Raw genomic sequence first — 12,432 nt, forward strand, 5'->3', positions numbered from 1 at the left:
GGCGTCACGCGACGACCCGCAGGATCTCTTCGACGCTGGTGAGGCCGAGCTTGGCCTTCTCCCAACCGTCCTGACGCAGGCTCAACATGCCTTGCTCGCGGGCGACCCGGCCGATCTCGGCGCTGGACGCGCGGCTCACCGCGAGCCGCTCGATGTCCTCGGAGACGCTCATCACCTCGTGCAGCGCGATGCGGCCGCGGTAGCCCGTGTTCGAGCACTGCTGGCAGCCCACCGGCTGGTACACCGTGGGGTTCTCGTCGGGCTCGACCCGGAACTTCAGGTGGGCCAGCTGCAACGGGGAGTAGGCCGTGGGCGTCTTGCACCGGTCGCAGAGCCGGCGCGCGAGGCGCTGGGCGACGACGCAGTCGATGGCCGACCCGACGAGGAAGGGCTCGATGCCCATCTCGGTGAGTCGGGTGATCGCGCTCGGGGCGTCGTTCGTGTGCAACGTGCTCAACACGAGGTGGCCGGTCAGCGACGCCTCGATCGCGATCTGCGCCGTCTCGTGGTCGCGGATCTCGCCGAGCAGGACGACGTCGGGGTCGGACCGCAGGATGCTGCGGAGCGCACTCGCGAAGGTCAGGCCGGCCTTGGGGTTGACCTGCACCTGGTTGATGCCTTTCATCCGGTACTCGACCGGGTCCTCGACCGTGATGACGTTGATCTCGGGACGGGCGACGGCGTTCAGCGTCGTGTACAGCGTCGTCGACTTGCCGGAACCCGTGGGGCCGGTGACGAGGATCATGCCGTAGGGCTTCGAGTACGACTCGGCGTAGACGTCGAAGTTGCGCTCGAGCAGGTTGAGGTCGCGCAGGCTCATCGAGGTGTTCGAGTTGTCGAGGATGCGCATCACGACCTTCTCGCCCCAGACGGTCGGCAGCGTCGCCACCCGCAGGTCGATCTGCCGGCCGCCGTGGCGGACCGACATGCGGCCGTCCTGCGGCTTGCGGCGCTCGGCGATGTCGATCTCGCTCATGATCTTGAGGCGCGAGATCACGCCGTTCTGGATCGCCTTGGGCGCCGGCTGCATCTCGTGCAGCACGCCGTCGATGCGGTACCGGATGCGCACGTCGGTCTCGGACGGCTCGATGTGGATGTCGGAGGCGTGGTCGGTGATCGCCTGGCTGACGAGCAGGTTGACGAACCGGACGATCGGCACGTCGTCGTCGGGGCCGTCCGTGATGTCGGCCGCCGTCTCGTGGGCCCTCTCCTCTTCGAGGGTCGACGTCAAGTCGTTCAGCTCGTCGTCGGCACGCAGGTACCGGTCGATGGCGGCTCGCAGGTCGTTCTTCTCGGCGACGACGGGGTCGACGCCCATGCGCAGGCCGGCGCGGACGTCGTCGATCGCGAAGACGTCGCCCGGGTCCTCCATGGCGAGGATCAACGCACCGTCGCGCACGCCGATCGGCAGGACCTTGTGCCGTCGGCACACGGCCGCGGGCACCATCGTCACGGCCGAACGGTCGACCGGGTAGTCGATCAGCTCGACGAAGTCGAGGTCGGCGGCGGTGGCCCGGGCCCTCGCCACCTGCATCTCGGTGACGACGCCTCGCGAGAGGAGGTCGCGGATGGACGCCTCTTCCTCGGCAGGGCCGCGCGGGATCACGTCGAGCTGCTCGATCGGCAACAGCCCGTGCAAGATCAGGATCTCGGTCATGGAAGCCACGCGTACCTCCTCGGAAGTACAGGGCCTCGGGGGTAGGACGACGAGGCCGTTCGACGCTCGGGGTCGGGTCCGAGCTTGCCTCACGCTACGGCGGCGACGCCGTCGGCGGCACGTCCCAGAGCGGGTGCCCCTCGAAGGGGTGCGCCGGTCGCCCCCCGGTCGGACTCAGTAGGCGCGGACCACCGTGGCGGAGCGCCTCGCGGCGACGAACCCGGCCCGGTCGTAGAGCCCCAGGGCGCCCGTCGGGCTCACGGAGTCGACGTCGAGCACGGTGACCTCGAGCCCCTCGGCGACGTGCGCCTCCAGCGTCGACGCGAGCAAGGACTGCGCGAGGTGCCGTCCCCGCCAGGAGCGCCGGACGCCGACGTACTCGACGTAGGCGCACCGCCGCCCCAGGGCCGCCCAGTCCTCGGGGTCGACGTCGCTCAGCACGAACGCGACGACCTGCTCGGCGGCCTCGGGGTCGTCGAGGGGACGGGCGACGGCCAGCAGCGAGAGGTCCTGCCGGAACGTGCCGGCACCGACCATCCGCCCCCACCGCTCCTCGCTCGTCGGCTGGCTGCCCCAGTGGTCACGGAAGGCGTCGTTGCGGGCCTGGCGCGTCGCCTCGACCCACTCGTCGGTCATCGTGACCAGGCGGACGGCCGGGTCGAGCGCGACGCGCTCGATCGGTTCCGTCAGGTCGCGCCGCAGCTCGGTCCACCACCGCGACTCGTCGAACCCCGCCCGACGGAACGCCGCCCGCGTGGCGAGGGCGTCCTCCTCGACGTCGGTCACGAGACCGGCCGGCAGCACCTCGTCACAGGTGGCCAGGTGCTGCTCGCCCCGGACCCGCTGCCAGTCCAGGAGGCGGCGACCGAGACCCTCGCCGCGTCGGCCGGGGTCGACGCCGCCGGGGACCCCCACCCGCACGAGGCTGACCCGCGTCGGGCCGAGGTGGCTGAGGCCCCAGGCGACGAAGCGGCCGTCGGCGTCCACCCCGACGATGCTGTCCCGCACGAGGTCGATGCCGGGCGACGTGAGGTCGTCGCGCACGACCTCGAGCGCATGGCCGCGGTCGGGGTGGTCGACCGACCCCATGCGGGCACAGAGCGCGTGCAGGGGCACGAGGTCGTCGAGGGTGAGCGGTCGCCAGGTGACACCGGCGACGGGCTCCGGTGACGCCACGACGTCGGGTGCCGTCACCCGCTCGCGGACGGGGCGGTCGGCCGTGCCGATGCGGACCCCCTCGGCGGCCTCGCCTCGGGCGACGACGACCGGGGGCGCCGTGGCCGGTGCTCCGACGGCGGTGTCGGCCGTGGCGGCAGCAGCCGTGGCGGCGACGCCGCTCGTCAGGGTGGCGGTCTCGGCGGGCTGGTCGTCAGGCATCCCTCCATCCTGCCGGGTCGGCTTCCCCCGTCGCCTCAGCCCGGCGGGGGAACCTCCCGCTCGCGTCACCGCCCCGACCGGGAGGGACGACGAAAGGCCCCGGTCCGCACGGAGTGCGAGCCGGGGCCCTTCGAGGTGAGGCCCTCAGGAGGCGCGGTGGGGGTCAGACCCTCACCGCGCCTCCTGACGGGATTCTCAGTTGTAGGTGCCGGGGGTGAAGTCGTCCGACGAGAAGGAGTCGAAGTCCACGAAGCTCAGGTCGGCTTCGTTGAACGACGCGTCGTCGGTGAAGACGCGGTTGGGGTACCGCTCCGCCTTCGCTTCTTCCGTCGCCTCGACCGACACGTCGCGGTAACGCGACAGGCCGGTGCCCGCGGGGATGAGCTTTCCGATGATGACGTTCTCCTTCAGACCGACCAGCGGGTCGCTCTTGCCTTCCATGGCGGCCTGCGTCAGGACGCGGGTCGTCTCCTGGAAGGACGCGGCGGACAGCCACGACTCGGTCGCCAGCGAGGCCTTCGTGATGCCCATGACCTCTTGACGAGCGGACGCGGTCCGCTTGCCCTCGGTCAGTGCCGCACGGTTGATCTCGTTGTACTTCGACCGGTCGACGAGCTCACCGGGCAGCAGGTCGGTGTCGGCGTGGTCGACGACCGTGACCTTGCGGAGCATCTGACGGACGATGACCTCGATGTGCTTGTCGTGGATCGGCACGCCCTGCGAGCGGTAGACGTCCTGGACGCCACCCACGAGGTGCTGCTGCACCGCACGGACGCCCTTGACGCGCAGGACCTCTTTCGGGTCCACCGCACCGGCGATGATCTGCTCACCGAGCTCGACGTGCTGACCGTCCTCGACGAGGAGGGTCGAACGCTTGAGCACGGGGTAGATCACTTCTTCGTCGCCGTTGTCGGGCTGCAGGATGACGCGGCGAGCCTTGTCGGTGTCCTCGATCGTGATGCGACCGGCCGAGTCGGCGATCGGGGACGCACCCTTGGGGGTACGTGCCTCGAACAGCTCGGTCACGCGGGGCAGACCCTGCGTGATGTCGTCGGCCGAGGCCGAACCACCGGTGTGGAAGGTACGCATGGTCAGCTGCGTGCCGGGCTCACCGATCGACTGGGCCGCGATGATGCCGACGGCCTCACCGATGTCGACCAGGTTGCCGGTGGCCAGCGAACGGCCGTAGCACTGGGCGCAGACACCGACGGCGGCCTCACAGGTGAGGACGGAGCGGACCTTGATGGTCTCGACACCGGCCGCCACGAGCTCGTCGATCAGCACGTCTCCGACGTCGGCGCCGGCCTCGGCCAGCACCGTGCCCTTGGCGTCCACCGCGGCAGCCGCGAGCGACCGTGCGAACACGGTATTCTCGACGGTCGCGTCGCGCACCATGACGCCGTTGGCGTCGGGTGCGGCGATCGGCATCTCGAGGCCGCGCGAGGTTCCGCAGTCGTCCTCACGGATGATGACGTCCTGCGACACGTCGACGAGACGACGGGTCAGGTACCCCGAGTCGGCCGTACGGAGGGCCGTGTCGGCCAGACCCTTGCGGGCACCGTGCGTCGCGATGAAGTACTCGGCCACCGACAGACCCTCGCGGTACGAGGAGATGATCGGGCGCGGGATGATGTCACCCTTCGGGTTGTTCACCAGGCCTCGCATGCCGGCGATGTTGCGCACCTGCAGCCAGTTACCACGAGCACCCGACGTCACCATGCGGTTGATGGTGTTGTCGATCGGGAAGTTCGCACGCATCTCGGCGGCGACCTCGTTCGTGGCCTCCGTCCAGATCTTGATCAGGTCGGCGCGACGCTCGGCGTCCGAGATCAAGCCCTTGTCGAACTCGGACTGCACGGCGGCGGCCTGCTTCTCGTAACCCGCGACGATCTCGGGCTTGCGCGGAGGCGTGAGCACGTCGGACAGCGCGACGGTGACACCCGAACGCGAGGCCCAGTAGAAGCCCGCGTCCTTGATGTTGTCGAGTGCCGCCGCGACGGCGACCTTCGGGTAGCGCTCGGCGAGGTCGTTGACGATCGTCGAGAGCATGCCCTTGTCGGTCACCTGCTGGACGAACGGGTAGTCCGCCGGCAGGTTCTCGTTGAAGAGCGCGCGACCGAGGGTCGTCTCGAGCAGGATGTCCTGCCCGACCTCGTAGCCCTCGGGAGCCTCGCCCTCGGCGAAGTGCACGCCGTTCATGCGGATCTTGACCATCGCGTTGAGGTCGAGCGTGCCCTGGTCCTTCGCGAGGATCGCCTCGGCGACCGACGAGAAGGCACGGCCTTCACCCTCGGCACCCTCGGTGACCGTCGTGAGGTAGTGCAGACCGATGATCATGTCCTGTGCGGGCAGGGTCACCGGACGGCCGTCGGACGGCTTCAGGATGTTGTTCGACGCGAGCATCAGGATGCGCGCCTCGGCCTGGGCCTCGACGGACAGCGGCAGGTGCACGGCCATCTGGTCACCGTCGAAGTCGGCGTTGAACGCCGCGCAGACGAGCGGGTGAAGCTGGATGGCCTTGCCCTCGACCAGCTGGGGCTCGAACGCCTGGATGCCGAGACGGTGCAGCGTGGGCGCACGGTTCAGCAGCACGGGGCGCTCGCGGATGATCTCTTCGAGGACGTCCCAGACCTGCGGGCGCGAACGCTCGACCATGCGCTTGGCCGACTTGATGTTCTGAGCGTGGCTCAGGTCGATCAGGCGCTTGATGACGAACGGCTTGAACAGCTCGAGGGCCATCTGCTTCGGCAGACCGCACTGGTGCAGCTTCAGCGTCGGGCCGACGATGATGACCGAACGACCCGAGTAGTCGACGCGCTTGCCGAGCAGGTTCTGGCGGAAGCGACCCTGCTTTCCCTTGAGCATGTCGCTCAGGGACTTCAGGGCGCGGTTGCCGGTACCCGTGACGGGACGACCGCGACGACCGTTGTCGAACAGGGCGTCGACGGCCTCTTGCAGCATGCGCTTCTCGTTGTTCACGATGATCTCGGGAGCACCGAGGTCGAGCAGGCGACGGAGGCGGTTGTTGCGGTTGATCACGCGACGGTAGAGGTCGTTCAGGTCGCTGGTCGCGAAACGGCCACCGTCCAGCTGCACCATCGGGCGCAGCTCGGGCGGGATGACCGGGACGACGTCGAGGACCATGGCGGCCGGCGAGTTGCCGGTGGCCAGGAACGAGCTCACGACGCGCAGGCGCTTGATGGCGCGGATCTTCTTCTGACCCTTGCCCTCGGAGATCTGCAGGTGGAGGTTCTCGGCCTCGGTGGTGAGGTCGAAGCCCTCGAGGCGCTTCTTGATCGCCTCGGCGCCCATGTGGGCCTCGAAGTAGATGCCGAAGCGGTCCTGCAGCTCGTGGAAGACGGCGTCCTCGGGCTTGAGGTCGCCGACCTTGAGGTTGCGGAAGTCCTCCCAGACGCGCTCGAGGCGGTTGATGTCCTCGTCGAACGACTTGCGCGTCTGCGACATCTCTTTCTCGGCGCCGTCCTTCGCACGACGCTTCTGGTCGCTCTTCGCGCCTTCTTCCTCGAGGACGGCCAGGTCGTCCTCGAGCTTCTGGAGGCGGTCGGCGATGCGCGTGTCGCGCTGCGACTCGAGCTGCTTGATCTCGAGGCGGAGCTCGTTCTCGAGCCCGGGCATGTCGGCGTGACGGCCCTCTTCGTCGATCGAGATGACCATGTAGGCCGCGAAGTAGATGACCTTCTCGAGGTCCTTCGGGGCCATGTCGAGCAGGTAGCCCAAGCGCGAGGGGACGCCCTTGAAGTACCAGATGTGCGTGACGGGAGCGGCGAGCTCGATGTGGCCCATGCGCTCACGACGCACGGACGACTTCGTGACCTCGACGCCGCAGCGCTCGCAGACGATGCCCTTGAAGCGGACGCGCTTGTACTTGCCGCACGCGCACTCCCAGTCACGCGACGGCCCGAAGATCTGCTCTCCGAAGAGGCCGTCCTTCTCGGGCTTCAGCGTGCGGTAGTTGATGGTCTCAGGCTTCTTGACCTCACCGTGCGACCAGGCACGGATGTTCTCGGCAGTGGCGAGGCCGATCCGCAGCTCATCGAAAGTTGTTGCTTCGATCAAAATTTAATCCCTTGTCAGATGTATCGACGTGTCGTTGTGGGAAGGGGGCTTAGATCTCGTCGACGTTCGACGATTCGAAGCGGGAGGAGATGTTGATGCCGAGCTCTTCGGCGGCACGGAAGACCTCGTCGTCCGTGTCGCGCAGGCTGACCGTCTGTCCGTCGGCCGAGAGGACCTCGACGTTCAGGCAGAGCGACTGCATCTCTTTGATGAGGACCTTGAAGCTCTCGGGGATGCCGGGCTCCTGGATGTTCTCGCCCTTGACGATGGCTTCGTACACCTTCACGCGGCCGAGGATGTCGTCCGACTTGATGGTCAGGAGCTCTTGCAGCGCGTACGCGGCGCCGTAGGCCTCGAGGGCCCAGACCTCCATCTCACCGAAGCGCTGGCCACCGAACTGTGCCTTACCACCCAGCGGCTGCTGCGTGATCATCGAGTACGGGCCCGTCGAACGCGCGTGGATCTTGTCGTCGACGAGGTGGTGCAGCTTCAGGATGTACATGTAACCGACCGAGATCGGGTTCGGGAACGGCTCACCTGAGCGACCGTCGAACAGGCGCGCCTTGCCGGACGAGCCGATCAGACGCTCACCGTCGCGGGTCGGCAGGGTCGAGTCGAGCAAACCCTCGATCTCGCGCTCGGCGGCACCGTCGAACACCGGGGTGGCGACCTTCGTGCCGGGAGCGGCGCTGAGCGCCTCTTCGGGCAGGTTCTTCGCCCACTCCTGGACGCCCTCGACGTTCCAGCCCTGCGCCGCGATCCACCCGAGGTGGATCTCGAGCACCTGGCCGAAGTTCATCCGACCGGGGACGCCCAGCGGGTTGAGGATGATGTCGACCGGCGTGCCGTCCGCGAGGAACGGCATGTCCTCGACCGGCAGGATCGTCGAGATGACGCCCTTGTTGCCGTGACGACCGGCGAGCTTGTCGCCCGCCGTGATCTTGCGCTTCTGGGCGATGAAGACGACGACGCGCTGGTTGACGCCCGAGCCGAGCTCGTCGTCGCCGTCCTGCGAGTCGAAGACCTTGACGCCGATGACCGTTCCCTGCTCGCCGTGGGGCACCTTCAGGGACGTGTCGCGGACCTCACGGCTCTTCTCGTTGAAGATCGCGCGCAGCAGGCGCTCTTCGGCGCTGAGCTCGGTCTCGCCCTTGGGCGTGACCTTGCCGACGAGGATGTCGCCGGGGCGCACCTCGGCACCGATGCGGATGATGCCGCGCTCGTCGAGGTCGGCCAGCAGGTCGGGGCTGACGTTGGGGAGATCACGGGTGATCTCCTCCTTGCCGAGCTTCGTGTCGCGGGCGTCGACTTCGTACTCTTCGATGTGGATCGACGAGAGCGTGTCGTCCTTGATGAGGTTCTGCGACAGGATCATCGCGTCCTCGTAGTTGTAGCCCTCCCAGGGCATGAACGCGACGAGCAGGTTCTTGCCGAGTGCGAGCTCGCCGTTCTCGGTCGCGGGACCGTCGGCGATGACCTCGCCGACCTCGACGCGCTGGCCGGCGTCGACGATCACGCGGTGGTTGTAGCTGGCGCCTTGGTTCGAGCGGTCGAACTTGCGCAGGTAGTAGTCCTGCGTGCCGCCGTCGTCGAGCTGGACGGTGACGACGTCGGCCGACACCTCGGAGACCACGCCCGCGGCGTCGGCGGTGACGACGTCACCGGCGTCGATCGCGGTGTAGCCCTCCATGCCGGTGCCGACGAGGGGGCTCTCGCTGCGGACGAGCGGGACGGCCTGACGCTGCATGTTCGCACCCATCAGGGCGCGGTTCGCGTCGTCGTGCTCGAGGAACGGGATCAGCGACGTGGCCACCGACACCATCTGGCGCGGCGAGACGTCCATGTAGTCGACCTCGGCCTTGTCGACGAGCTCGACCTCGCCGCCCTTCTTGCGGACGAGCACCTTGTCGTCGACGAAGTCGAACTTGTCGTCGAGGGGCGCGTTCGCCTGGGCGACGACGTAGTCGTCCTCTTCGGAGGCGGTGAGGTAGTCGATCGTCGTGGTGACGTTGCCCTTCTCCACGCGACGGTAGGGCGTCTCGATGAAGCCGAACGAGTTGATGCGCGCGAAGGACGCGAGCGAGCCGATCAGGCCGATGTTCGGGCCTTCAGGGGTCTCGATCGGGCACATGCGGCCGTAGTGCGAGGGGTGGACGTCGCGGACCTCGACGCCGGCGCGCTCACGCGACAGACCGCCGGGGCCGAGCGCGCTCAGACGACGCTTGTGCGTCAGTCCCGAGAGCGGGTTGTTCTGGTCCATGAACTGCGAGAGCTGCGAGGTGCCGAAGAACTCCTTGATCGCGGCGACGACGGGGCGCACGTTGATCAGGGTCTGCGGCGTGATCGCCTCGATGTCCTGCGTGGTCATGCGCTCACGGACGACGCGCTCCATGCGCGACAGACCGGTGCGGACCTGGTTCTGGATCAGCTCGCCGACCGCGCGGATGCGACGGTTGCCGAAGTGGTCGATGTCGTCGACGTCGAGGCGCAGCTGGACGGGCTCGCCGTCGCGCGTGCCGTTCATCGACTTCTCTTCGGCGTGCAGCGACACGAGGTACTTGATCGTCGCGACGATGTCGTCGACGGTCAGGACCGAGTCGCCCAGGGGCGCGTCGATGCCGAGCTTGCGGTTGATCTTGTAGCGACCCACCTTGGCCAGGTCGTAGCGCTTGTGGTTGAAGTAGAAGTTGTCGAGGAGCGCACGCGCGGCCTCGGCAGCGACCTGCTCGCCCGGACGGAGCTTGCGGTAGATGTCCTTGAGCGCCTCTTCCTTGGTGAGGATGGCGTCCTTCTCGAGGGTGGCCTCGATCGAGGCGAAGCCCTTGAACTCCTCCATGATCTCTTCGCTCGTGAGGCCGAGGGCCTTGAGGAAGACGGTCACGCTCTGCTTGCGCTTGCGGTCGATGCGCACGCCGACCTGGTCGCGCTTGTCGATCTCGAACTCGAGCCAGGCACCACGGCTCGGGATGACGCGAGCCGAGTAGATGTCCTTGTCGCTGGTCTTGTCGGAGGCGCGCTCGAAGTAGACGCCCGGGCTGCGGACGAGCTGCGAGACGACGACACGCTCGGTGCCGTTGATGATGAACGTGCCACGCTCGGTCATGAGCGGGAAGTCGCCCATGAAGACCGTCTGGGTCTTGATCTCACCGGTGAGGTGGTTCATGAACTCGGCGTTCACGTAGAGCGGCGCGGCGTAGGTCTTGCCACGCTCTTTGCACTCGTCGATCGTGTACTTGGGCTCTTCGAGCTCGGGGGCCGTGAACGAGAGCTGCATGGTCTCGCCGAGGTCTTCGATCGGCGAGATCTCTTCGAAGATCTCTTCCAGGCCCGAGTGGAGGGCCAGGTCGGTGCGACCCTGCTCGGTCGCCTCGGCGAGGCGGTCCTTCCAGATGTCGTTGCCGACGAGCCAGTCGAAGCTCTCGGTCTGGAGTGCCAGCAGGTCGGGGACCGTCAGCGTGTCGGTGATCTTGGCGAACGAGAGCCGCGATGCGTTGCGACCGTTCTTGGGTGAGTTGGTGGATGCGTTGTTCGCAGCAGCCAAGGAAGTAACCTCCGTGGACCCCGTCGGGTCATCACTGTCGGACAGTATGTGGTGAGTGAGTGAACGGCCCTACCCGGCGGACACCATCCACCCCGCCGTCATATTCGGGGGTGGGTGTCTCGAGACGTTGTCGACCGCAATATGACGACAGGACGCACGGGGAGCGCAAAGGTCCATACTAGGTCGCCCCGGACACGCCTGGCAAGCCCTGTCGTTGACCTTTCGCCCGAGCTTCGGTATAACCCGGGCGCATGCACAGGCATTCCACGGGATCGAGGGCCGCGCGCGCCTCCTCGTCCCCGGGATGGGAGGCTTGGGGCATGGCCGCACAGCACGACGACCCGCCCGTCGAGATCTCGATCGGGGCAGGTCTCGCCCGCGTGGACGAGGACCGGCACCGCCCCGGTTCGTACACCCTCGTCGTCGACGGCACGCCCCAGTCGCACGTCGACCTCGACGATCCGACGCACCTGGCCTTCGAGTACGTCCGGCGCATCGGGCACGCCGTCGACCTGCTGCCCGAGGGGCCGGTCACCGCACTGCACCTCGGCGCCGGCGCCCTGACCCTGCCCCGCTACGTCGAGGCCACCCGACCGGGTTCGCGCCAGCAGGTGATCGAGCTCGAGGCCGACCTCGTGGCCCTGGTGCGCGAGACCCTGCCGCTGCCGCGGGGGGCCTCGATCCGGGTGCGCTACGGCGACGCCCGCGAGGTAATGGTGAAGCTGCCCGCCGGACTGCGCGGCACGGTCGACCTGCTGATCGTCGACGTCTTCGGCGGTTCGCAGATCCCCGCCCACGTCACGTCGCTCGAGTTCTACACGGCGGCGGCCGAGTTCCTGTCGCCGACCGGCATGCTGATCGTCAACTCGGCCGACGGCGCGGGGCTGGCCTTCGCCCGCGGCCAGGCGTCGACCCTCGCGACCGTGTTCGAGCACGTCGTCGCCGTGGCCGACCCCGCGACGCTCAAGGGCCGTCGCTTCGGCAACGTCGTGCTGATCGGTTCGCCGTCGCCGCTGCCGACCGACCGCATGCCCCGGCTCTACTCGTCGGACCCGCTGCCGGCCAAGGTCGTCCACGGCCGTGAGCTGCGCGACTTCGTCGCCGGGGCGCCCGTCGTCACCGACGCGACGGCCGTGCCCTCGCCCGAGCCGTCACGGAGCGTGTTCGGGGCGCGCTGACGACGCCCCGCTCCAGCCGGTGGGCCGCCCCCGTGGCGCCCACGACGGCGGCCGAGGCGAGGGGCGCGACAGGTGAGAGGAACACGAGCCACAGTGCCGCGACTACTCAGAACCGTCAGAGGCTGCGGTTCTCTCCGGCATCCCGCCACGATGTGGACACGACGCCAGGCGAAAAGGTGGCGCTGTGTCCATCTCGTGGCGGCGTGAGGGCACGGCGGCGGGGCGGCACGAGCGCGCCGCGGCACGAGGCCAGAGCGGCCCGGGCCAGTTGCGGAGGGGGCCGGGCGGCGGGACTACTGGTCGGCGCGAGGTGCGGGGGCGCCGAGGGCGGCACGCAGGCGAGCCTCGGCGTCGTCGGGAGCCTTCGACGCCTCAACGTTGGCCTCGGTCACGGCCTTGATGACCTCTTCGCGCTGGATCTTGACCCCGCGCGGTGCGTCGATCCCGATGCGCACGCCGTCGCCACGGGAGTCGAGCACCGTGATGACGATGTCGTCGCCGATCACGATGCGTTCTCCGACCTTGCGTGTCAGCACCAGCATCGGACCAGCTTACCGAGCGCGGGGCGCACCGGCCACGACGACAGGCAGGAGGCGCGGGTC

6 protein-coding genes are annotated in these 12,432 nt (G+C 68.3%); 1 reads left to right on the forward strand and 5 read right to left on the reverse strand.

What is annotated here, in order from left to right; translation table 11 throughout:
* Positions 1-4: 4 nt before the first annotated feature.
* The 4 genes from ACIOSR_RS12400 to rpoB form a co-directional block, all read right to left on the reverse strand.
* Positions 5-1,666 (reverse strand): GspE/PulE family protein, encoded by a 1,662-nt coding sequence (locus ACIOSR_RS12400; protein ID WP_056043605.1) that lies wholly within the window; start codon positions 1,664-1,666, stop codon positions 5-7.
* A gap of 165 nt (positions 1,667-1,831) precedes the next feature.
* Entirely contained in the window at positions 1,832-3,034 is a 1,203-nt protein-coding gene (locus ACIOSR_RS12405) for a GNAT family N-acetyltransferase (protein ID WP_402752768.1), read from the reverse strand.
* 195 nt (positions 3,035-3,229) lie between these two features.
* The gene (locus ACIOSR_RS12410) at positions 3,230-7,111 is read right to left on the reverse strand and encodes a DNA-directed RNA polymerase subunit beta' (protein ID WP_056043611.1); all 3,882 of its coding nucleotides are present in this window, start codon (positions 7,109-7,111) and stop codon (positions 3,230-3,232) included.
* 49 nt (positions 7,112-7,160) lie between these two features.
* The gene (rpoB, locus tag ACIOSR_RS12415; protein WP_056043614.1) at positions 7,161-10,652 is read right to left on the reverse strand and encodes a DNA-directed RNA polymerase subunit beta; all 3,492 of its coding nucleotides are present in this window, start codon (positions 10,650-10,652) and stop codon (positions 7,161-7,163) included.
* A gap of 320 nt (positions 10,653-10,972) precedes the next feature.
* Between rpoB and ACIOSR_RS12420 the strand changes: the two genes are divergently transcribed.
* The gene (locus ACIOSR_RS12420) at positions 10,973-11,830 is read left to right on the forward strand and encodes a spermidine synthase (RefSeq protein ID WP_123571300.1); all 858 of its coding nucleotides are present in this window, start codon (positions 10,973-10,975) and stop codon (positions 11,828-11,830) included.
* Between the two features lie 293 nt (positions 11,831-12,123).
* Here ACIOSR_RS12420 and csrA read toward each other — a convergent pair whose 3' ends face one another.
* Positions 12,124-12,372 (reverse strand): carbon storage regulator CsrA, encoded by a 249-nt coding sequence (csrA, locus tag ACIOSR_RS12425; RefSeq protein ID WP_056043620.1) that lies wholly within the window; start codon positions 12,370-12,372, stop codon positions 12,124-12,126.
* Positions 12,373-12,432 lie beyond the last annotated feature (60 nt).

Origin of the sequence: Frigoribacterium sp. NPDC087798 (assembly GCF_044742985.1) — a bacterium.
Taxonomy (GTDB): Bacteria; Actinomycetota; Actinomycetes; order Actinomycetales; family Microbacteriaceae; genus Frigoribacterium.

Coding starts and splice junctions, on each gene's coding strand:
- ACIOSR_RS12405 (WP_402752768.1), bottom strand. CDS start 3,034: ATGCCTGACGACCAGCCCGCCGAGACCGCCACCCTGACGAGCGGCGTC.
- ACIOSR_RS12420 (WP_123571300.1), top strand. CDS start 10,973: ATGGCCGCACAGCACGACGACCCGCCCGTCGAGATCTCGATCGGGGCA.
- csrA (WP_056043620.1), bottom strand. CDS start 12,372: ATGCTGGTGCTGACACGCAAGGTCGGAGAACGCATCGTGATCGGCGAC.